The organism is Leucobacter sp. M11, from assembly GCF_035726885.1.
In the GTDB taxonomy this organism is placed as follows: domain Bacteria; phylum Actinomycetota; class Actinomycetes; order Actinomycetales; family Microbacteriaceae; genus JAPFRB01.
In genome coordinates, this window is the sequence record NZ_JAPFRB010000008.1 from 1 (window position 1) to 20,656 (window position 20,656).

Below are 20,656 nucleotides of genomic sequence, written 5' to 3' on the forward strand. Positions count from 1 at the left end.
TTATGAGTCCGCCAGAGTTGGGTTTTACTGTCAAGCGTTGCGGTGAAAACGCGCCATATTTTCTTGCGATCACCCGGGCCTGGGCCATATCGTTTCTGATCAGAAATGAGGCTTGAACAGCACTTTTCCTCGGGTCGCTTCGGGTAAAATTGGGGCATGGTCACTTTCACTCCCGTCGCACCCGGCGACACCGCCACCCGCACATCGCGGGCCGGTGCGTTCGCGCGCGTAGCGGGCACGGGGACGGTGACCGGGGCGAGCGCCGCGAAGATCGCGGCGCGGATCGCCGCCGATGCCTTTGCCGCGTCCCGGGTGACCCCGGCTGATCAGCGCGAGCATCCCCTTGCCGCTCGCCGAATCGAAGCCAGGAGCGCCCGCGCGCACCTCAACGCCGAGGGACTACGCGCACGCGAGGCCGAACTGAGCGAGGCGATTTCCGAGGCGACGCGGGAGAAGAACCGGGTGGAGGCAAAGCGGGCCAGGCTCATTGCCGAGCTGGCGGACCTGAACGAGGAGCGCTTTGTCCGGGAGACCGCGGAGGACGCCGCACGGGTGCTCGCTTCGACCGGGCAGGTCATCGAGCAAACCGTGACCGGTGAGGACCGGGCGCAGCGGATGGGGCAGTTGGCCGAGGAGGTCGCGTTCGCGGTCACCGTGGGGAAGCCCACGGGTGCTCGCTTGCTCAATGATGCGCTCGCGGTCGCCGACGATCTGCCTCACGTGTGGGGCGCGTTCTCGTCCGGAGAACTGGATCAGGCCCGTGTGTCCGCGATTGTGCGGGTCACCGCTGATGCGCCGCCCGTGGCGCGCACCATTCTCGATGAGCAGTTGGCCGAGGTTGCGCCGACGTTGACTCCCGCGAAGCTGTTGCGGGTGGCCGAGGACCTGCGGAACCGGGTGGACCCTGTGTCTCCTGAGGCGCGGCACGCGGATGCGTTCCAGCGTCGCGGGGCTTGGAACGAGCCCGCCCGTAACGGGATGATGGAGCTGACGATCCGGCACTCCGCGGTGGAACTGACCGCGGCGTACGACCGGAGCGACGCCCTTGCGAAACAGCTCGCGATCATGGAGAAGCAAGACCACCAGGACCGCGTGGACGCGCTGAAGGACGCGCACACCGGCACCGAGGAGGAGCTTGCCGCGGCCATTGCCGCGCTCCCGCTCCCCCGTGGCATCGCCCAGATGCGCGCAGATGTGCTCGTGGACCTGATCTCGCTCGGCGAGATCGACACGGAAACGCCTGAAATCCTCAGCGCCACCGAGGGCGACACGACTCCCCGCGCCAGCACGGCCCCGCCCCGCGGCGTCCGCGGGCAGGTCCTCGTCACCGTGCCCACCCGCATCCTCGCCGGACTCTCCGACGACCTCGGCCCCGAGGCCAGCGCCGAGGCGATCCTCGGCAAGGAGTTCGCCGAGCTCGACGGCTACGGCGTGCTCGACGATGAGACCGCGGAGCGGGTCGCCTTCGGGATTGGTTCCTTCCGGGCGCTGTTCACCGACGACCGGGGCGCGATCCTCAACGTGGGCCGCGACAGCTACGCACCGCCGAAAGCGCTCCGCAGATTCACCGAAATCAGGGACCAGCACTGTCGCTTCCCCGGCTGTGAACGGGCGGCGGTCCGGTGTGATCTTGATCACTCGGTGCCGTGGGATGCGGGTGGCGAAACCTGTCACGATAATCTCGCGTTCCTCTGCCGCACCCATCACACGATGAAGGGCCGCGGCGACCCGGGCACGACCGGGCCGGGCACAACGCACAAAGGCTGGACCCTGCTCGATAACGTGAACGGGGTGCTGGAGTGGGAGACCCTGAGCGGCCGCCGCACCACAACGCATCCCGAACGACCATCGGCCGCGCCGGAGACGGCCTGACCGCATCGCCGTCCCCCGCGAGCGCATCCCCTCAGAGGGTCTTGATGACTCGGGCGGGCACCCCGCCGACGACGGTGCGCGCGGGGACGTCCCGCGTCACGACCGAGCCCGCGGCAACGACCGCGTCGGCCCCGATGCTCACGCCCTGCATGATCAGCGCCGAGGCCCCGATCCAGACGTTGTTGCCGATCTTGATCGGGGCGGAGGTGATGCCGGACCGTCGCTCGTCCGGGTCGAGGGGGTGCCCCGAGGTAATCAGGCTCACGTTCGGCCCCAGCATGACGTCGTCCCCGATCTCGATTCCGCCGATGTCGTTGAAGCGGCACCCCTGGTTCACGAAAATATTCACCCCCACGCGGGTGTTCACCCCGTGATCCGAGAACACCGGCGGGATCAGGTGGAAGGACGCATCGACGGCCTGCCTCGTGAGCGTGCTCCACTCGGCCCGGATGGCCGCCTGCTCGGGATACGCCAGCGCGTTCACGCGCTCGGTGATGCCGATTGCCCGCTGAACCCGCTCGCCGAAGGTCATCCCGTCGGAGCCGGCCGGGGCTGTGCCTCCGGCAGGTTCGGCGCCTCCGGCTGGCGCGGTGCTTCCGGCAGGCGCGGTGTGCTCGTCTTGCTCCGTGTGTCCGGTTCGCTCCGTGTGCCCGTCTCGCTCCGCGTGTCCGCTCATGCGCTCCTCTTTCTCACAACCGTTGTTTGTCGGGACTCAGCCCACCAGCTTTCGCGGCAGACCACAAACAACCGACACACCCGCCAGCCACAAACAGTGGTTGCCCTGCTAGCGTGAACGGGTGGATATCGCCGGGGTACGCACCTTCGTCGCCGTGACCGAGCACGGCCAGTTTCAGGCGGCCGCCGACGACCTCAGCATCTCCCAGCAGGCGGTGTCCAAGCGGATCGCCACCCTCGAACGCGAGCTCGGCGCGTCCCTCTTCGCGAGAACCCCGCGGGGCGCGCAACTCACCGTGGACGGCCAGGCCTTCCTGCCGCACGCGCGAGCGCTCCTCGCCGCCGCCGCACGCGCCCGCGACGCGGTGCACCCCGAGACGCGGGCGCTGCGCGTGGACGTGCTCAACCGGAAGACCGCCCCCGGCACCGCCCTCCGCGCCTTCCACCGGCTCCGCCCCGAGCTGCCGCTCGACGTCGTGGCGCTCCCCGACGCGAGCCTCGACGCGGCCCTCGCCGCCGTGCACACCGGCTCCGTCGATGCCACCTTCCGGCTCTTCGCCCCGCCCGCCCACGCACCGCCCGCCCACGCCTCGCCCACCCACGCCCTGCCCGCCCACGCCCCGACCGCCCACGCCCTGCCGCCGGGGCTGCTCGCGGCCCGCGTCATCGACGACCGGCACGAGCTGCTCGTGGGTCCGCGGCACCGGCTCGCCGGGGCGGCCTCGCTGACGCTCGCGGAGCTCGGCACCGAGCGGATCTGGATGCCGGGCATGCGAGCCGGCACCGAGTGGCACGCGTACTACGCGGAGCTGAGCCGCGTCTTCGGCCTGCGCATTGACTCGGTCGGCCCGAGCTTCGGCGACGAAGCCCTGCTCGAGGCGGTCTCCGAGTCGGCGGAGCTCGCGACCCTCGTCGGCGCGGGCACCCGCTACCTGTGGCCCGAGGCCTCCGGCCTCCGCCGGATCCCGATCGTCGCCCCGACCCCGGTCTACCCGCACTCGATTATCTGGCGCGCCGACAACCGGCACCCCGCGCTCGCCGCGTTTCTCGACTTCCTGGGCGGGCAGGCCGAGCGGGCCCAGCCGCGCGACGCCGCCGCGCCGAGCGAGACCTGGGCGCCGTCGTGGGCGGGCAGCTGATCGCGCCTAGGTGTCGCGCAGGCCGCGCCGGGCCTGTTCCAGGAGCTGCTGCTGCTCGGCGAGCTGACGGCGCAGCTCCACCTCGGTGTGCGGGGTGCGGATCATCTTCGCGGTCAGCTCCGACTTGAGCGAGAGCAGGTCGCGCTCGATCAGGCTGATCACGACGTCGCGGGAGTAGGCGGCCAGCATCTCCGGGTTGCGCTGCGGCATCGGGGCAACCGCGAGCTCCCGGATCAGGTCCCGGTAGGGCTCCGGCGCGGACTCGATCGTCCGCTCCAGCCATGCCGGTCCCCCGTCCGCGGGCACATTCGCGCCGAGCACGTCGCGCACGACCCGCAGGGACTCGTCAAAGATCTGCGCCGTGACCGCCTGCACGAGGATGTCCTCGCCGACCGCGCCCGGCTGCTGAATCATGGCCATGAGCGCGTCGCGCTCCAGCCAGGTCCCCGGGCTGTTCGGCAGGCTGCTCAGGCTCGCGCGCCGACGGGCGGGCTCCAGCGGTTCCCCGTCGGGCCCCGGCTCGCCGTGCCGCGGGGCCTCGCGGAAGGCGTCGGCGTCGCCGCGCCCCTCGCTTTGACGGGCGGCGGCGCGCACCGCGCCCTGCACCTCGGGCAGGTCCGCCCCGACCATCCGGGCCAGCTCCCGCGTGTAGGCGGGCCGCAGGGCGGAATCACGGATCCCCGCCACGATGGGCGCGGCCGCACGGATGCCCGAGACGCGGCCCTCGATCGTGTCCAGGTTGAACCGGGACACGGCCTGACGGAGCGCGAACTCGAACAGGGGCGTCTTCTGCTCGAAGAGCCCGCGAACGGCCTCGTCGCCGCGCTTGATGCGCAGGTCGCAGGGGTCAAGCCCCTCCGGGGCAACGGCGACGAAGCTCTGCGCGCTGAAGCGGCGCTCCTCACTGAAGGCGCGCAGGGCGGCCTTCTGCCCGGCCTCATCCGGGTCGAAGGTGAAGATGACCTCGCCCGCCGCGTCGTCGCCCATGATCCGGCGCACGACGGAGATGTGCTCCTTGCCGAAGGCGGTGCCGCAGGTGGCCACCGCGGTCGTGATCCCCGCGAGGTGGCACGCCATCACGTCGGTGTAGCCCTCGACCACGACGACCCGCTTCGAGCGGGAGATGTCCCGCTTGGCCAGGTCCAGCCCGTAGAGCACCTGAGACTTGTGGTACACCGGCGTCTCGGGGGTGTTCAGGTACTTCGGCCCCTGGTCGCTCTCGAAGAGCTTGCGCGCGCCGAAGCCGATGGTCTGCCCGCTCGTGTCCCGGATCGGCCAGACGAGCCGCCCCCGGAAGCGGTCGTAGCTGCCGCGCTCCCCCTGCGAGAGCAACCCCGCGGTCACCATCTCCTCGGTCGTGTACCCGAGCGTCGCCAGGTGCTTCGAGAGCGCGTCCCAGGACTGGGGCGCGAAGCCGACGCCGAAGTGCGCGGCCGCGGCCTGGTCAAAGTTGCGCCCGGTCAGGAGGTCGCGAGCGGGCTGCGCCTCCGGCGTGGCCAGCTGCTCGACGAAGAAGTCCGCCGCCGCCTGGTTCGCCTGCAGCAGCCTCGCCCGGTTCGGGCCGTCCTGCCGCCGCTCGGCGCCGCCCTCCTCGTACTGCAGGACGTAGCCGATCCGCGCGGCGAGCCGCTCCACGGCCTCCGCGAAGCTCAGGTGATCCATCCGCTGCAGGAAGGAGATCGCGTCCCCCGATTCCCCGCAGCCGAAGCAGTGGTAGAAGCCCATCGAGGGGCGCACGTGGAAGCTCGGGCTGCGTTCGTCGTGGAAGGGGCAGAGGCCCTTCCGGGAGTCCACGCCCGCCGACTTCAGGGCGACGTGGTCGCCGACGATGTCGACGATGCTCGTGCGCGACTTGACCTCTTCGATGTCGCTCTGCTTAATCCGTCCGGCCATGACCCGATCCTAAACGAGGGGGACGTCGCACAGGCGCTTATGCCAGGCGATCGCGGACTGGTCGGTGAGGGACGCCACCTGATCGACGACGGCGCGGCGCGCCTCGGCCTCGTTCGGGGCGGTCGCCAGGTCGGCGGCGAAGGCGGGCTCCAGCTCCGCGCCCTCGGAGTCCCAGAGCACCTCCAGCAGCTCCGCGAGCAGGGCCCGCTGGCGGCGGTAGGTGGGCTGGCGGCGTCCGGAGGCCATCACGAAGGCCGCGACGATGCCCTTCAGTACCGCGATCTCGGCCTGGATCTCGCGGGGCACGACGACGTCGGCCCGGTAGCGGGTGAGCGAGGCGGAGGTCGCGGCCTCGCGGGTCGCCCGGATGCTCGCGCGGGCGAAGTGTCCGATCATGTCGCTCGTGAAGTTTTTCAGCTGCGCCTGATCCGCCCGGCTGCCGGACCAGCTCGTGAGCCAGGTCGGCACGGACTCGATCCGGTCGAAGGCGGCCGCGAGCTCGTCATCCGTGAACGAGTCCCCCGCCCAGTCGGAGACGGCACGGATCAGGGCCACGTGACCGGAGCGCGAGGACAGGATCAGCGGGTCGATGTACTCGCTCACGACCGCGTCCTCGAAGTCGTGCACCGAGTAGGCGATGTCGTCCGAGAGGTCCATGACCTGGGCCTCGGCGCAGCGCACCCGGACGGGGGCGTCGCCCCGTAGCCACTCGAACACGGCGCGGTCGCTCTCGAAGAAGCCGAACTTGGCCCGCCCGCCCGGGTCGAGGTCCGGGGCGTCGGCGGCCCACGGGTACTTGCAGCTCGCGTCGAGGGTCGCCCGGGTCAGGTTCAGCCCGAAGCTCACGCCGTCCCGCCCGATCACCTTCGGCTCCAGCCGCGTGAGCACGCGCAGGGTCTGCGCGTTGCCCTCGAAGCCGCCAAAGCCCGTCATCCACTCGTTCAGCGCCTTCTCGCCGTTGTGCCCAAAGGGCGGGTGCCCGAGGTCGTGGGCGAGGCAGGCGGTGTCCACGACATCGGCGGAGAGATCGAGCGAGAGCGCGAGCTCCCGGCCGATCTGCGCCACCTCGAGGGAGTGCGTCAGGCGGTTTCGGGCGAAGTCGATGCCCGCGGTGGGGCTCAGCACCTGCGTCTTCGCGGCGAGGCGACGCCAGCCGCCCGAGTGCAGGACGCGGGCGCGGTCGCGCGCGAAGTTCTGCCGGGTCCCCGAGTGGGTCTCGGGCAGGAAGCGCTCCTCGTCCTCCGGGGTGTACCCGGGCACGGGGCTAGCCACCCGAATCGTCCCGCTCGGCCTCGGCCAGTTCGGTGTAGTCGATGCCGTCCAGGCTCCGGCTGTCCAGCCAGCCCTGGGGCAGCACGGTCCGCTTCGGGGATCCGGCGCGGCCGCGGGGCCCCTCGGCCCCCTCGCCCGGGTAGGGCTCCAGGGGGTCCATCGTCGCCAGCAGCTCGTCCATCTCGGCGATCGAGTCGACCAGGGCGAGCGCGCGGCGCACCTCGTGGCCGACCGCGTAGCCCTTGAAGTACCAGGCGATGTGCTTGCGGATGTCGCGGCAGGCGCGGCCCTCGTCGCCGTTGAACTCGGTCAGGAGCTCCGTGTGGCGGCGCAGGGCGCTCATCACGGTGCCGAGCGGGGGCTTCGTGTACGCGGCCTCGGCCTCGGCCTGGCTGATCTGGCCCGCCCGGGCGCGGAAGGCCGCGTCCAGGTCGCCGAAGAGCCAGGGGCGACCGAGGCAGCCCCGACCCACCACGACGCCGTCGCAGCCGGTCTCGTCCACCATCCGGATCGCGTCCTCGGCGGACCAGATGTCGCCGTTGCCGAGGATCGGCACTGAGGTGATGGTCTCCTTGAGCGTCGCGATCGAGGACCAGTCGGCCTGGCCGGAGTAGAACTGGTTCGCCGTGCGGCCGTGCAGGGCGATCGCCGCGACGCCCGCGCCCTCGGCGGCCCGGGCCGCCTCCAGGTAGGTGAGGTGCTCGTCGTCGATGCCCTTGCGCATCTTGATCGTGAGCGGGATGTCCCCCGCGGCTTTCACCGCGCCCTCGACGATCGCGCGGAACAGGTCGAGCTTCCAGGGCAGGGCCGAGCCGCCACCCTTGCGGGTGACCTTGGGCACGGGGCAGCCGAAGTTCAGGTCGATGTGGTCAGCGCGGTCCTCAGCAACGAGGAAGGTGACGGCCTCGGCAACCGTCTTCGGGTCGACGCCGTAGAGCTGAATCGAGCGGGTTTTCTCGCTCTCGTGATGCGTGATGAGGCGCAGCGACTCGGGGGTGCGCTCGACCAGGGCGCGGCTCGTGATCATCTCGCTGACGTAGAGCCCGGCCCCGGATTCGCGGCAGAGCCGCCGGAAGGCCGTGTTCGTGATCCCCGCCATCGGGGCCAGCACGACCGGCACCTCGAGCTCGAGGGGTCCGATCCGGAGGGCTGGGGCAGATGCTGTGGTCGCGGTCACCCCCCTATTGTCTCAGACGAATCTGACCCCGGGCGACGCGACGGGCTTAGTGGCCCGGCTCGTCGTCCTGCGGGTCGCTGCTGTAGTCGGGCTCGCCGTCGTCGTCCGCGCCGGGAGTGTCAACGGCCCCGCCGAAGCGGCGGTCCCGCGAGCGATAGATCTCGATGGCCCGCCAGAGATCCGCCCGCGAAAAGTCGGGCCAGAGCGTGTCGAGGAAGACCATCTCGGCGTAGGCGGACTGCCAGAGCATGAAGTTGCTCGTGCGCTGCTCCCCCGAGGACCGCACGAAGAGGTCAACCTCGGGCAGCTCGGGCACGTAGAGGTGCCGCTCGATCGTGCGCTCGGTGATCCCGGAGGGCTTCAGCTTGCCCGCCTTGACCTCCTCGGCGATCTGGCGGACGGCGTCCGTGATCTCGTTGCGGCCGCCGTAGTTGACGCACATCGTGAGCGTGAGGCCCGTGTTGTGCGCCGTGACGCGCTCGGTGTCCTTGAGTTCCTTGATGACCGAGCCCCAGAGCCGGGGGCGGCGACCCGCCCAGCGCACCCGCACGTTCCAGGCGTGCAGCTGGGCCCGGCGGCGGCGCAGCACGTCCCGGTTGAAGCCCATCAGGAAGCGCACCTCGTCCGGGGAGCGCCGCCAGTTCTCGGTGGAGAAGGCGTAGACGCTCAGGTGGGTCACCCCGGCCTGAATCGCGCCCGCGACCACGTCGAGCAGCACCTCCTCGCCCATCCGGTGCCCCTCCACCCGGGGCAGTCCGCGGCGGTTGGCCCAGCGGCCGTTGCCGTCCATGACGACGGCGATGTGCTTGGGCGCGCCGCCCGGGAACGCGGGCGGCTCCGCGCCCTGCCAGTCGAGCGGCACGAGGCCCTGCGCCGGGTGCTTCATCGGCTCTTCCTGTTCCCCGGGCCAGGCCGGACTCGTGTGCGCGCCAGCGGGTGCCGGGCAGAGCAAAGTCTAGCGAAGGGTGGGACCGGGGCGGTGGCGCGGCGCCTCGCTCAGCGAGCGGAGGCCGCGCTCCAGGTGGAACGCGGCGTAGGCGGCGGCGAAGCCCGCGGCCTCGGCCCTGGCGTGCTCCTCGGAGCCGAGGGCGTGCGGCCAGTCCCCGCTGAGCAGCGCGCCGAGGAGGTCGATGCCCTCGGCGCTCAGCACGGGAGAGCCGGGCACCCGGCAGTTCGCACAGACGACGCCGCCGAGCTGCACCGCGGTCCTCGTGTGGGGGCCGGGCTCGCCGCACCGGACGCACTCGTCGAAGCCGGGGGCCCACCCGGCGAGGCCCAGCGCGCGCAGCAGGTACGCGTCCCGGATCAGCTCCCGCGGGTGCTGCCCGGCCGCGAGGGCGCGGAGCGCGCCGACGAGCAGGGCGTACTGGGTGTGCGAGGGACCCGCGTCGGTCAGCTTTTCGGCGGCCTCCAGCATCGCGCTGCCCGCCCGGTACGTGTCGTAATCGGCGCTGATCTGGGCCCCGTAGGAGCCGAGGCTCACGGCCTGGGTGATCGTGTCGAGGTTTCGGCCCTCGTAGCACTGCAGGTCGGCGACCATGAAGGGCTCCAGCCGCGCGCCGAACTTGGAGGTGGTGCGGCGCACGCCCTTCGCAACCGCGCGCACCTGGCCGTGTTCCCGGGTCAGCAGGGTCACGATCCGGTCGGCCTCCCCCAGGTTGTGGGTGCGCAGCACCACGCCCTCGTCCCGATACAGTCGCATGGCTCCATTATCCCGCCCCGGTGCGAGAGAATAGTGAGTGTGCTTGACGAAACCTTCCAGACTCCGCTCTATATCGACCTGATCGCCGTTGGCATCGGGAGTTTCCAGGGCGCCATGTTCGCGGCGGGCTTCAAGCGACTCGATCTGCTCGGGGTGGCGCTGATCGGCATCATGACGGGGTTCGGCGGGGGTCTGCTCCGCGACCTGCTCCTCGGGATCACGCCCGTGGTGTTCACGAACAACTACTTCCTGCTGGTCGCGACCGGCTCGGCGCTGCTCGGGATGCTCCTGCAGCGGATCCAGTCCCGGGTGGATCCGATCATCACCCTCTTCGACGCGATCACGATCGGGCTCTTTGGGGCGATCGGCACGACCAAGGCGCTGTCCTTCGGGCTGCCGGTGGTGCCCGCGCTGTTCATCGGCACCGTCTCCGCCGTCGGCGGCGGGGTGCTGCGCGACATGATGCTGAACATCCCGATCGCGCTCATGCACGTCGGCTCGCTCTACGCGGTGGCGAGCCTCGTGGGCTCCGGGGTCCTCGTGGGGCTGCTCGCCCTCCGCGTGGACGTGCTGATCGCGGCCGGGGTCTGCGTGGTCGTGACCGCGGTGATCCGCTTGCTCGCGATCCGCTTCGGCTGGTCGCTGCCCGAGCAGCGGGCGCTCAGCCGCCTGCGCCGCCGCAAGGCCCGCGAGGCGGAGGCCACGATCGAGGCCATCCAAACCCGCGCGATCAACATCGTCCCGCCCGAGGACCTGCCGAGCGCCTAGCGGGGTCGCGCCGGGAGCTGCCCGCGCGGAGGATGCCCGCGGCGGCGAGGCACGCGGCACCCGCGGCGAAGAGGCCGACCGCGGCCCCGCCGGTCGCGGCGAGCACGGGACCCCGCTCCGCGCCGAGCAGGCCGCGCAGGCCGGAGTCGTCGCCGTCGAGGTGCGCGCCCCACCGGGGTGCGCCGTCGGCGTCGACGGCGTCCCCGACCGCACCGGCATCCGTCGCATCGCGTGCATCGGTGGCATCCGCGTCCGCATCGGCGGCGCCGGTGCCCTCCGCGCCCGTCACCCGTATCTCGACCCGCCCCTCGAGCGACTGATCCGCGTCCTCCGGATCACGAACGACCCGCACGGTGAGCGGCCGTTCGGCCCCCGGCGCGAGCCCGAGCACCGAGACCGAGCGCTCATCCAGGTCGCGCAAGTCCCGGTCCCGGAACAGTTCCGTGTCCCCGTCCCACAGGCTGACCCGGGGGCTTTCCGCGCTGGGAGCCTGCGCGCCGACGAGCGCCACCCCGAGTTCCAGCGTCTTCGTCGCCGAGGTGTTGCGCATCATCACCTGCCACGTGATCTGGCGGCCCGGGGCCGGCATCCCGAGTTCGAGCCGGGACGGGGCGACCCCGAGGCCCAGCGGGGTGCTGTCCCGGGCAGCCCCGGTCCCCGAGCTGCCCGGGAGCCCCGGGCGACGCGGGTCCCCCGTGACACCCGGGGCTCCCGGGCGGCCCGGGGCGGGCTCCGGCCGGGGCGACGCCGGCTCCGCGCCTGAGGCGTCCGGGTCCGCCGAAAGCGTTTCCTCGGTCGTCACGGGCTCGGAGAGCACGATCCCCTCGGTTCCGTAGGAGGGCAGGATCGCCACGAGCAGGGCGACGAGCGCAGCCACACCGCCCGCGGTGAGCAGGAAGCGCCCGGTGCGCACCGCCCGGGCCGCCGCGGGATCGCCGCCCCGGAGCGACTGAGCGAGGAGGTTCCCCGAGATCCCCGCGACCCCGATGCCGGTGATCGCCGCGGGCAGCCGCCTGATGGTTCTGGCCTCGTCGCGCAGCTCCGCCAGGAGGTGCTGACAGAGTTCGCAGCGCAGCAGGTGCTCGTCGAGGAGACGTTCCTGCCGCGCGCTCAGGCTGCCAAAGGCGCGCCTGGACAGCAGCGGGAAGGTCGCTTCGCATCCCGCGGGAACGCTGCCGGCGGAGAACGCGGCCAGATAGCGCTCCTTGAACTGGTGCGTGGCCCGGCTGACCCGCTTGCGGAGGGTCGCCGGGGGCACGCCGTACTCGGCGGAGAGCGCCGCCTGCGTCTTCCCCTCGGCGACGACCGCCCAGAGCAGGCGCTGCTCGTCCTCCTCCAGCGCGAGGAATGCCTTCGCCGTCAGCGAGAGTTCCAGGTCGTGGACCAGCTGGTCCGGGTCCTCCCGCGCGACCTCCTCCTCCAGCTGCTCGACGTTGCCCATCGTGACCCGCGCGCTCCAGATCGCGTAGAGACTCCGCTTCGCGACCGTGTAGAGGTATCCCGCCGCGTTCGTGTGCGGGGCATCGCCCTCGGCGACGGCGACCACCAGCACCTCAAAGGTGGCGGACACGGCCTCCTCGATTTCCTCGGAGGTCCCGCCCAGCCGACGCAAATACGCCCGGAGCCTGGGGCCGACCTCGAGAAACAGCTCTGCAACACGTTCCATTTCACTCTTCCCCCGCTGGTCGTGCCGGGGCTCGGATCCTGGATTCAGGTGTCGCTCCCCAAGCGAAGAGATCCCGGTGGGGCACCTGCACTCTAGCGGCATTTGGCGTATTGAACATCTTCACAATGTATATTTCATTTTCCAGTCACACTTTCCGCTTTTCCAGCACGTACTTTCTGAACGGCGAAAACCGCCCGTTCGTTGCGACGCACCGTGACACCGCCCGCCACCGGGTTCGTGCCCCGCGCCCGCATCACTTCCAGTTGAAAGGACAGTGCGACACCATGTCTCACGAGCAGATCGAAACCACCGGGCGCAAGCGCCTGGTGCTCGCCGGAGGAGCCCTCCTCGCCGTCGCCGCACTCGCAACCGCGGCCGCGTTCACGGACTTCGCGAACCTGAACCTCGGCAACGGCACCGACGACTCCGGGATCGGCGGCGACAACCGCTTCAACATCCAGGTGGTCGGCACGGATGCCGCCGGCAACCCGGTTCCGGGCACCTGGCAAGAGGCAAACACCCCGGAGGGGGTGAACATCAATGTTCCCGGCGCGAGCACCCTCACGCCCGGCGACTCGGTGTCCGTCGAGATCCCGTTCCAGAACGAGAGCCCGGTCCTCTCAGCCGATGTCTCGTTCACCCTGCAGGACCGGCCGGGGAAGGTCTCCGATCCCGTGCTCCGCGATCTCCTGCGCTACACCGTCACCCTGGACGGGACCGTCATCGCGGGCAACCAGACCCAGGACCAGGTCGAAGACCTGAACCTCGGGCTCTACCCCAAGCAGACTGACTCCGTGCTCGGGCTGAGCATCACCCTCCCCGACCAGGGCTCTGAGGAAAGCAACAACGCCCTGCAGGAGAAGGTCTCCTACGTCCAGGCGCACTTCGACGCGTCCTCCGTCACCCCGTAATCCGCTCATTCGCGGTGGGGGGCTGGATCCGGCCCCCCACCCCGACCGACCGAAAGAGAATTATGACGCTGGCACGACCTGGGGCCTCACGCCTCTCCCTCGGCGCGGGGATGCTGCTCGCGGCTGGCCTGCTGGTCACCGCGGCAGCCGTCACCGATACGCAGGAGAGCCTTGCCCTGCTCGACGGGAGCGGGAACCGCTTCGACCTGGTGACGACAGGCTCGCCCGAGCCGGGCTGGGCTCCGGCCAAAACCGATTGGGCACAGGGCAATCCGAGCCCGTATCAGATCGCCCTGACCGGCGATGGCTCCGGCTATCTCATGAGCCCGGGGTCCCGCCTTGACCTGCGCATCGCCGTGAAAAACGACAGCCCTCGCCTCGCCGGGGAGGTCTCGCTCGAGGTCGAGGACCCCCGGGACCGTGGCGAGGAGCGTGACCCGGTGACGGGGAATTTCGTTGAGCTGTTCCCCCAGCTCATCTTCACGATCCGCGACGGCGAGCGCGTGCTCGCCGAGCGCGTGCTCGCCCCGGATCTGATCACGATGCCGCTGGCCGCCTCGCTCTCGCCCGGGGATTCCCGGGTGCTGGATGTCAGCATCGCCCTCCCGGAGAGCCTCGATAACCGCTGGCAGCGCGCCTCAACCGATGTCCAATTCCGCTTTGAAGGGATCAGCCGATGACCGCCCCACGCTCTCGCGGCCTGCTCGGCCTGGCCCTCGCCGGGGTGGGCGTCGTCCTGGCTGCCTCGATCGCCTCGACGGCCGCCGCCTACGTCGACTCGGCTCGCCTCAACGCGGGGGCCGCTGGGGTCGGCAATCCCCACGAGTTCGCGGTACAGGTGCTCGATCGCGAGGGGGTCTGGCAGGACGCCGACACCCCGGAAGCGGCCGTCGTCCTTCCCGTCGAGCCCGAGGCCGTGGTGCAGACCAGCACCCCCGTGCGCTTCCGGGTGACGATGCGGCTGGAGCCGGATTCGCCCGGGGGCGATGTCACCCCCTCGCTGCGGGTGCCCGCCGGGTGCGGCAGCGAGTGCGACACCCTCTTTGGCCGGCTGCTCTTCGACGTGTCCGCGGACGGCACGCCCCTGGCAACCGGGCTCAGCGCCGCGCAGTTCAATGCGCTCGACGGGCGCGCGTACCGGGGCGTGGTGCCGGGGGCGGAGCACCTGCTGGAGATCTCCGCGGTGCTCGAGCCGGACACCCCGTTCATTCTGTCCGGGGGCGTGACCGCGATTGGCGTCACTTTTGAAGGGATCACCGACTGATGACCACCGACGTTTCCCGTTTCCCGCTTCGCCCCGGACGACCCGGACGCCGCGCGGCGCTCGGGCTCGCGGCGATCGCCGCGCTGCTCGTGGGCGTGCTGAGCGCCCTGTGGGCGGGCCCGGCGGCCTCCGCCGAGGAGGCCGCTCCAGAGCAGCGCCTGATCGAGGTCTCCCCGAGCGTTGTCACGGTGCCCGTGCCGGGGCCCGGCCACAGCGCCTCCTGGCAGATCACGGTGCGGAACGTCACCGACCGGGCGGTTCCTCTGGGGCTGCTCGTGACGGGCGACGAGGATTCCGTGCTTTTCCGCGGCCCCACCCCGCTGCTGGTGTCCGTCGCTGACGCCAGCGGGCGGGTGATCCTGAGCGAGGTTCCCGGCGGGGATCTGCTCGCCGTGGTGTCCGCGTTGCCCGAGCTGCCCGGCGGCGACCGGTTCACGATGACCGGGACCGTCCGCCTGCCCTCGGCCGCGGACAATCGCTACGCGGAGGCCTCCGGGTCGCTCCGTTTCGAGGTGACCGCGATGCAGGGGGAGGCGGGCATCGCGCCCCCGCCCGGTCCTGAGGGGCGACTCTCGGAGACGGGCGGGGCCGCGCTTGGCCTGATCGCCGCCGCGCTGACGCTGGTCGCCGTGGGGATCCTCGCGGTGACCCGCGCCCGGCGTCGCAGCGATGCCGCGAGGCGTGCGCTCCCGCTGCACCTGCCTCCCCTGAGCAGCCTTCCGCACCCCACCGTTTCCGCCGGGCACCCCGGCGTCACCCGCAGAGAGGACCCCACCCGATGACCCGGACCCGAGGAGTTGCCCGCCGCCGTTTCGGCCCCGGAGCGCTCGCGCTGATCGTCCTCCTGGGCATCACCCTGCATCCGGGGGTGAGCCCCACCTCGGCCGCCTACACCGACGAGGCGCACGCCCGCTCGGTTGACCTCACGGCGAAGGTCGAGATCCCCTTCCTCACCGGGCTCTCCCCCGCTCGCTCCGTGGACACCGGGGTGGGGCTCGGCTCCGACGGGAACGTGTATGTCTGGGGCAGAACGAATATGTCGATGGCGGGGTCGAGGGGCGGCGGCGTCTTCGAGCCGCTCACCCGCATCGGCGGCCTCCCGGAGGGGACCATGACCTCCGTCTCCGGGCAGATCTACGGCTTCAACGCGTTGCAGAGCGACGGGACCGTCTGGGGTTGGGGATTTAACCCTGACCGAGACGGCACCGAATCGCAGCGGCCCGATAGCCGGGCGGAGCGCCTGAAAATTGGCAGTTCCTGGTCCGGCGCGGGGGCGCCCCTCACGGACATCGCCGTGCTCGCCACGACGGAGATGGCCGGCGCGGGGATCCGATCCGACGGCACGGTGTGGGCCTGGGGCAGTTCCCGCTACGGCGGGATGAACGGCACGGGCGCGAGTCAGGTGCCCGGGTTGCCCGACCCGAACGCGAACGGGGCCGAGCGGTTCCCGGTCGCCCTGTTCGGCGGCTACCAGACCTTCTGGCTGCTGCTCAACAACGGCGAGGTCTGGTACTGGGGAACCAGCAGCTCCGGCATCGACGGCGACCCCTCGAGCACCGGGGCGGCTCGGCTGTCCGGCGCGCTCGCGCCCTGGTTCCAGAGCCGGGTCGCGCCCGGGGAACCCTATGTGGCCCAGATCCAGAGCGGCATCAACATGGGGCACGCCATCCTGTCCTCCGGGCGGGTGCTCAGCTGGGGCAGCAACTCGTCGCGCACGGGTCGTCCCGGCACCGGCTCCCCCACCGTGCCCGGGCTCATCCCGGAATCGAGTCTCAGCAACATCGTTTCCTCACGCAGCGGCTTCACCGGCACGATGTTCCTGGACGCCTCCGGCACGCTGCACGGCTACGGTGCGAGCGATGACTACGGGAACAACCCGCAAACCCCGACCCGGATCGCGGACCGGGTGACGACCTACACCGCGGGCCAGGGGTTTTACCTCTGGCGAACGGATGACGGCCAATTCTGGGGCAAGGGCTACAACCCGGCCGGAGCCATTGGCACCCCGCGGAACCAAGCCCTGCGCCCCATCTCCCTCGACATGAGCGTGCTCGGCTGAGCCGGCGCGTTCGCACACACGGAAAGAGCACACAATGCGTCACGAATCGTCCCCCGCAGCTGTCCCAGAGGCACTCGGGAACCCCGCTGAGGACAGCGCGCCCGCCCGCACCGGGCGAAAACGGCTCGTCCTGGCCGGCGGCGCCATCCTGCTGGTGGCGGTGCTGGCCACGGCAGCCGCGTTCACCGACTTCGCCCGGCTGAACCTCGGCACGGGCGCGGAGGGCAGCGGGGTGGGCAACCCTGATCGCTTCGACATCGCCGTGGTCCTGCCCGATCAGACCGTCGAGCAGGCCGACAGCGCGGCCGGCTACGACTGGGCGGTGCCGGGGGCGGAGCTGCTCGTGCCCGGCGGGTCCGTGCAGACCACGATCCCCGTGTTCAACAACACGCCCAGCACCGTCGCCGACCTCGATGTCAGCATCGAGCTGCTGAATGAGGACGGCTCCGTCACCGATCGCCCGAACATCACCCGATTTTTGCGGTTCACCGCCGAGGTCGCGGGCGCCGAGCTGTTCCGGGACGCGCCCTGGGATGAGGCGACCGGCACGATCTCCGCGCTCGCGGCGCGGGGCGATCAACCCCTGCAGCAGGGCGACGCCTTCGTCCCCGGCGCGGCGGAGAGCCTGCGGGACCTGGTGCTCACGGTGACCTACCTTGACGAGCCGGAAACCGTGGACTATAACGGAGGCCAGTCCGCCTTCCGGGTGCACTTCGCGGCATCCTCCGTGCCGGCCCCGTGACCGCGCACCCGGGCGTGCGGTCCCCCGGAACGAAGAGAGGGGACCGCGTGCAGCGTTTCTATCGTCGCTTTCGTTCCGGGGTGCTGAACCTCGCCGCCGGAATCGGCCTGATCTGCATCGTCCTCTTCGCCCTGTCGATGCTGTTTCAGGTCCGCGTGCTCAACGTCCTCTCCGGCTCAATGGAGCCCGAGATCCCGACGGGGTCGCTGCTGCTCACCACGCCGATCGAAGCGGCGGACATTGAGATCGGCGACGTGATCACGGTGAACCGCCCGAACGACCGCGGCCTCATCACCCACCGGGTGATCGAGATCTCGCCCGTTCCGGACGCCCCCGGGGCCGTCGAGCTGCGCATGCAGGGCGACGCAAACCAGACCGAGGACCCGCAGCCGTATCTGGTCCGGGAGGCGGGCCGCTACCTGATGCACGTCCCGGGGCTCGGCGTTCTTGCGTCCCTCGTGAAGACCCGGCTGGGTATCTCGATCGGCATCGCGCTGGCCGCGCTCCTGTTCGCGCTGTTCCTCTTCCCGGGGAAAGCCGTGCGCGGGGCCCCGCCGACGGCGGAGCCCCGCTGAACGCAGCCGGGAGCTACACCGCGGCGGGCACCCGGCTGCGGACCGATCGGTTGACCGAGGAGACGATCGCCTTCAGGGTGGCGCGGCTCGTGTCGGGGTCGATGCCCACGCCCCAGAGGCGCTGGCCGTCCACCTCGAGGTCGACGTAGGCCGCGGCCACGGCGTCGCCACCCGAGCTCATCGCGTGCTCGACGTAGTCGAAGAGGGTGATCTCGTGCCCCTGCGCCTTGAGCGCGTTGAGGAAGGCGTCGACGGGGCCGTTGCCCGAGGCCGAGATCTCGGCGATCTCGTCGTCGATGCGCAGGGCCGCCGTGAGCTCCGTCACGCCGTCCCCGGCCGAGGTCGAGCTGGTGCGCGCGATCTCGTAGCGGCCCCAGCGGTTCTCCTCGGCGCCCGGTCCGGTCGCGGGCAGGTACTCGTCCTGGAAAGAGGCCCAGATCGCCTCGCTGGAGACCTCGCCACCCTCGGAGTCGGTCTTGCCCTGGACGACCGCGGAGAACTCGATCTGCAGGCGGCGCGGCAGGTCCAGCGCGTGATCGGTCTTCAGCAGGTACGCGACGCCGCCCTTGCCGGACTGCGAGTTCACCCGGATCACGGCCTCGTAGGAGCGGCCCAGGTCCTTCGGATCAACGGGGAGGTAAGGCACGGCCCACTCCATCTCGTCGATCGTCTTGCCCGCGGCCTCGGCGTCGGCGGCCATCCGCTCGAAGCCCTTCTTGATCGCGTCCTGGTGCGAGCCAGAGAACGCCGTGTAGACGAGGTCGCCCGCCCAGGGGCTGCGCTCGGGCACCCGCAGCTGCGTGCAGTACTCCGCGGTGCGGCGCACCTCGTCCAGCTGGGAGAAGTCGATCATGGGGTCGATGCCCTGCGTGAACATGTTGATGCCCAGCGCGACGAGGTCCACGTTTCCGGTGCGCTCGCCGTTGCCGAAGAGGCAGCCCTCGATGCGGTCGGCGCCGGCCAGGTAGCCCAGCTCGGCGGCGGCAACGCCCGTGCCGCGGTCGTTGTGCGGGTGCAGCGAGAGGATCACGTTCTCGCGGTGGTTCAGGTTACGCCCCATCCACTCGATCGAGTCGGCGTACACGTTCGGGGTGGCCATCTCGACCGTGGCGGGCAGGTTGATGATGACCTTGCGCTCTGGGGTCGGCTCGAAGACCTCGAGCACGGCGTTGCACACCTCGGCGGCGTACTCCAGCTCGGTGCCCGTGTAGGACTCGGGCGAGTACTCGTAGAAGATCTCGGTGCCCGCGGCGATCGGCTCGGCCGCCTTGCAGAGCTTCGCGCCCTCGACCGCGATCTGCTTGATGCCCTCCCGGTCGGAGCGGAACACGACGTCGCGCTGCAGGATCGAGGTCGAGTTGTAGAGGTGCACGATCGCCTGCTTCGCGCCGACGAGCGACTCGTAGGTGCGGGTGATGAGGTGCTCGCGCGCCTGGGTGAGCACCTGGATCGTGACGTCGTCGGGGATCGCGCCGTCCTCGATCAGGTGGCGCACGAAGTCGAAGTCGGTCTGGCTCGCGGAGGGGAAGCCGACCTCGATCTCCTTGTAGCCCATCTTCACGAGCAGGTCGAACATGATCCGCTTGCGCTCGGGGCTCATCGGGTCGATCAGGGCCTGGTTGCCATCGCGGAGGTCAACCGCGCACCAGCGCGGGGCCTCGGTGATGGTCTTCGTGGGCCAGGTCCGGTCCGGCAGGTCTACGGCGATGATCTCGCTGAAGGGGCGGTACCGGTGGATCGGCATTGCGGAGGGCTTCTGGTGGTTCTGCATGATCTTCCTTACGAGGGGTTCTTGGTTCAGCCAAGCACAAACTCCGCGACGAGGAAGGCCTGAGAATTAGGCCTCGTCGCGGCAGCTAAGGAGAAGCAGACCGTTCAGCACACGTCCACTGTACCATCCCGCTCGGCCGCGTGGGATACCAACCGGTGGGTCCGGCCTAGAAGCCGAGCTTGCCGAGGGACTTCGGGTCGCGCTGCCAGTCCTTGAGGACCTTCACGCGGAGCGAGAGAAACACGCGCTGGCCGAGCAGCGGCTCGATGCCCGCGCGGGCCCGCTCCCCCACCGAGCGCAGCCGGGAGCCGCCCTTGCCGATGATGATGCCCTTCTGGCTGTCGCGCTCCACGAAGATGTTCGCGTAGATTTCGATGAGCCCGTCCTCGCGCTCGACGCGGTCCTCGACCGTGACGGCGATGGAGTGCGGGAGTTCGTCGCGCACGCCGTCCAGGGCGGCCTCGCGGATCAGCTCGGCGACCCGGTCCTCATCGCCCTCGTCGGTCAGCGTCTCCTCGGGGTACAGCGCGGGCGAGACCGGCATGAGCCCGAGCACGACCTCGGTGAGCACGTCGAGCTGCTCCCCCGCGACGGCAGACAGCGGAATGACGGCGTCCCAGTCGCGCAGCTCGCCGATCCGGGCGAGCTGATCAATGGCCTCCTCGCGGCTGGCGACGTCCATCTTGGTCACGATCGCGACCTTCTTGGCGCGCGGGAAGCCGTCGAGCTCGTCGTTGATGAAGCGGTCGCCCGGGCCGAGCTTTTCGTTCGCGGGCACGCAGAAGCCGATCACGTCCACGTCGCCGAGGGTCGTCTTCACGAGGGCGTTCAGCCGCTCGCCGAGCAGGGTCCGCGGGCGGTGCATGCCGGGGGTGTCCACGATGATGAGCTGACCCTCCGGCCGGTGCACGATGCCGCGGATCGTGCGCCGGGTCGTCTGCGGCTGCGGGCTCGTGATCGCGACCTTCTCGCCGACGAGCGCGTTCGTGAGCGTGGACTTGCCCACGTTCGGGCGGCCGACGAAGGAGACGAATCCGGCGCGGAAGGGGGTCTGGTCGGGCTCGGTCATGCGGAGTCTCCTCGGTGGGGGGTGCTGGGGTTCTGGGGGGTGCGCTCGGCGCGGTCCTTGCGATCGATGCGCGGGATGCGGTCGGTGGACACCCGTTCGTG

General features: G+C 70.7%; 19 protein-coding genes. 10 read left to right on the forward strand and 9 right to left on the reverse strand.

Annotated features, from left to right (window positions below; genetic code table 11):
- Nucleotides 1-156 precede the first annotated feature (156 nt).
- A complete protein-coding gene (locus OOT08_RS18450) occupies nt 157-1,872 on the forward strand; it encodes an HNH endonuclease signature motif containing protein (RefSeq protein WP_325094348.1) in 1,716 nt (571 codons plus the stop codon).
- Nucleotides 1,873-1,903: 31 nt separating this feature from the next.
- On the opposite strand, the gene OOT08_RS18455 is transcribed toward OOT08_RS18450, so the two are convergent.
- Entirely contained in the window at nt 1,904-2,548 is a 645-nt protein-coding gene (locus OOT08_RS18455) for a sugar O-acetyltransferase (RefSeq protein WP_325094349.1), read from the reverse strand.
- 121 nt (nt 2,549-2,669) lie between these two features.
- Here OOT08_RS18455 and OOT08_RS18460 point away from each other — a divergent pair, with 121 nt between their 5' ends.
- Nucleotides 2,670-3,686 carry a LysR family transcriptional regulator gene (locus OOT08_RS18460; RefSeq protein ID WP_325094350.1) on the forward strand — a complete coding sequence of 339 codons (1,017 nt, stop codon included), beginning with the start codon at nt 2,670-2,672 and terminating at the stop codon, nt 3,684-3,686.
- A 6-nt stretch (nt 3,687-3,692) separates the two neighbouring features.
- Here the strand turns inward: OOT08_RS18460 and dnaG are convergent, their stop codons facing one another.
- The 5 genes from dnaG to recO all read right to left on the reverse strand — a co-directional run bounded on the left by dnaG (nt 3,693) and on the right by recO (nt 9,730).
- Entirely contained in the window at nt 3,693-5,579 is a 1,887-nt protein-coding gene (dnaG, locus tag OOT08_RS18465; RefSeq protein ID WP_325094351.1) for a DNA primase, read from the reverse strand.
- 9 nt (nt 5,580-5,588) lie between these two features.
- Entirely contained in the window at nt 5,589-6,851 is a 1,263-nt protein-coding gene (locus OOT08_RS18470; RefSeq protein WP_325094352.1) for a deoxyguanosinetriphosphate triphosphohydrolase, read from the reverse strand.
- A complete protein-coding gene (gene dusB / locus OOT08_RS18475) occupies nt 6,844-7,950 on the reverse strand; it encodes a tRNA dihydrouridine synthase DusB (RefSeq protein ID WP_442916295.1) in 1,107 nt (368 codons plus the stop codon). Before dusB ends, OOT08_RS18470 begins: the two co-directional genes overlap by 8 nt.
- A 124-nt stretch (nt 7,951-8,074) precedes the next feature.
- Nucleotides 8,075-8,914: an isoprenyl transferase gene (locus OOT08_RS18480; RefSeq protein WP_325094354.1), complete on the reverse strand. Its 840-nt coding sequence runs from the start codon at nt 8,912-8,914 to the stop codon at nt 8,075-8,077.
- A gap of 69 nt (nt 8,915-8,983) precedes the next feature.
- A complete protein-coding gene (gene recO, locus OOT08_RS18485) occupies nt 8,984-9,730 on the reverse strand; it encodes a DNA repair protein RecO (RefSeq protein ID WP_325094355.1) in 747 nt (248 codons plus the stop codon).
- A 39-nt stretch (nt 9,731-9,769) separates the two neighbouring features.
- On the opposite strand from recO, the gene OOT08_RS18490 reads away from it, so the two are divergent.
- Nucleotides 9,770-10,498: a trimeric intracellular cation channel family protein gene (locus OOT08_RS18490; RefSeq protein WP_325094356.1), complete on the forward strand. Its 729-nt coding sequence runs from the start codon at nt 9,770-9,772 to the stop codon at nt 10,496-10,498.
- Here the strand turns inward: OOT08_RS18490 and OOT08_RS18495 are convergent.
- The gene (locus tag OOT08_RS18495; RefSeq protein ID WP_325094357.1) at nt 10,461-12,164 is read right to left on the reverse strand and encodes a sigma-70 family RNA polymerase sigma factor; all 1,704 of its coding nucleotides are present in this window, start codon (nt 12,162-12,164) and stop codon (nt 10,461-10,463) included. The two genes, OOT08_RS18490 and OOT08_RS18495, sit on opposite strands and share 38 nt — an antisense overlap.
- Before the next feature lie 284 nt (nt 12,165-12,448).
- On the opposite strand from OOT08_RS18495, the gene OOT08_RS18500 reads away from it, so the two are divergent.
- From OOT08_RS18500 to OOT08_RS18530, 7 genes are all read left to right on the forward strand, one after another.
- Entirely contained in the window at nt 12,449-13,075 is a 627-nt protein-coding gene (locus OOT08_RS18500) for a hypothetical protein (RefSeq protein WP_325094358.1), read from the forward strand.
- A gap of 62 nt (nt 13,076-13,137) precedes the next feature.
- Nucleotides 13,138-13,755, forward strand: coding sequence for a hypothetical protein (locus tag OOT08_RS18505; RefSeq protein WP_325094360.1), 618 nt, complete (start codon nt 13,138-13,140; stop codon nt 13,753-13,755).
- Nucleotides 13,752-14,339, forward strand: a complete 588-nt coding sequence (locus OOT08_RS18510; RefSeq protein WP_325094361.1) for a hypothetical protein — start codon at nt 13,752-13,754, stop codon at nt 14,337-14,339. The genes OOT08_RS18505 and OOT08_RS18510 overlap by 4 nt, the downstream gene beginning before the upstream one ends.
- Complete coding sequence (locus OOT08_RS18515; RefSeq protein WP_325094362.1) at nt 14,339-15,121, forward strand: hypothetical protein; 783 nt, start codon at nt 14,339-14,341, stop codon at nt 15,119-15,121. The genes OOT08_RS18510 and OOT08_RS18515 overlap by 1 nt, the downstream gene beginning before the upstream one ends.
- Nucleotides 15,118-16,398 carry an RCC1 domain-containing protein gene (locus OOT08_RS18520; protein WP_325094364.1) on the forward strand — a complete coding sequence of 427 codons (1,281 nt, stop codon included), beginning with the start codon at nt 15,118-15,120 and terminating at the stop codon, nt 16,396-16,398. The genes OOT08_RS18515 and OOT08_RS18520 overlap by 4 nt, the downstream gene beginning before the upstream one ends.
- A 34-nt stretch (nt 16,399-16,432) precedes the next feature.
- Nucleotides 16,433-17,140, forward strand: coding sequence for a hypothetical protein (locus tag OOT08_RS18525; RefSeq protein WP_325094365.1), 708 nt, complete (start codon nt 16,433-16,435; stop codon nt 17,138-17,140).
- 47 nt (nt 17,141-17,187) lie between these two features.
- A complete protein-coding gene (locus OOT08_RS18530) occupies nt 17,188-17,715 on the forward strand; it encodes a signal peptidase I (RefSeq protein WP_325094367.1) in 528 nt (175 codons plus the stop codon).
- 13 nt (nt 17,716-17,728) lie between these two features.
- Here the strand turns inward: OOT08_RS18530 and leuA are convergent, their stop codons facing one another.
- Together leuA and era are read right to left on the reverse strand one after the other, a co-directional pair.
- Nucleotides 17,729-19,486 carry a 2-isopropylmalate synthase gene (gene leuA / locus OOT08_RS18535; RefSeq protein WP_325094369.1) on the reverse strand — a complete coding sequence of 586 codons (1,758 nt, stop codon included), beginning with the start codon at nt 19,484-19,486 and terminating at the stop codon, nt 17,729-17,731.
- A 166-nt stretch (nt 19,487-19,652) separates the two neighbouring features.
- Complete coding sequence (gene era, locus OOT08_RS18540) at nt 19,653-20,555, reverse strand: GTPase Era (protein ID WP_325094371.1); 903 nt, start codon at nt 20,553-20,555, stop codon at nt 19,653-19,655.
- Nucleotides 20,556-20,656 lie beyond the last annotated feature (101 nt).

Coding starts and splice junctions, on each gene's coding strand:
- OOT08_RS18450 (WP_325094348.1), top strand. CDS start 157: ATGGTCACTTTCACTCCCGTCGCACCCGGCGACACCGCCACCCGCACA.
- OOT08_RS18455 (WP_325094349.1), bottom strand. CDS start 2,548: ATGAGCGGACACGCGGAGCGAGACGGGCACACGGAGCGAACCGGACAC.
- dnaG (WP_325094351.1), bottom strand. CDS start 5,579: ATGGCCGGACGGATTAAGCAGAGCGACATCGAAGAGGTCAAGTCGCGC.
- dusB (WP_442916295.1), bottom strand. CDS start 7,950: ATGGCGGGGATCACGAACACGGCCTTCCGGCGGCTCTGCCGCGAATCC.
- OOT08_RS18480 (WP_325094354.1), bottom strand. CDS start 8,914: ATGAAGCACCCGGCGCAGGGCCTCGTGCCGCTCGACTGGCAGGGCGCG.
- recO (WP_325094355.1), bottom strand. CDS start 9,730: ATGCGACTGTATCGGGACGAGGGCGTGGTGCTGCGCACCCACAACCTG.
- OOT08_RS18495 (WP_325094357.1), bottom strand. CDS start 12,164: ATGGAACGTGTTGCAGAGCTGTTTCTCGAGGTCGGCCCCAGGCTCCGG.
- OOT08_RS18500 (WP_325094358.1), top strand. CDS start 12,449: ATGTCTCACGAGCAGATCGAAACCACCGGGCGCAAGCGCCTGGTGCTC.
- OOT08_RS18505 (WP_325094360.1), top strand. CDS start 13,138: ATGACGCTGGCACGACCTGGGGCCTCACGCCTCTCCCTCGGCGCGGGG.
- OOT08_RS18510 (WP_325094361.1), top strand. CDS start 13,752: ATGACCGCCCCACGCTCTCGCGGCCTGCTCGGCCTGGCCCTCGCCGGG.
- OOT08_RS18515 (WP_325094362.1), top strand. CDS start 14,339: ATGACCACCGACGTTTCCCGTTTCCCGCTTCGCCCCGGACGACCCGGA.
- OOT08_RS18520 (WP_325094364.1), top strand. CDS start 15,118: ATGACCCGGACCCGAGGAGTTGCCCGCCGCCGTTTCGGCCCCGGAGCG.
- OOT08_RS18525 (WP_325094365.1), top strand. CDS start 16,433: ATGCGTCACGAATCGTCCCCCGCAGCTGTCCCAGAGGCACTCGGGAAC.
- leuA (WP_325094369.1), bottom strand. CDS start 19,486: ATGCAGAACCACCAGAAGCCCTCCGCAATGCCGATCCACCGGTACCGC.
- era (WP_325094371.1), bottom strand. CDS start 20,555: ATGACCGAGCCCGACCAGACCCCCTTCCGCGCCGGATTCGTCTCCTTC.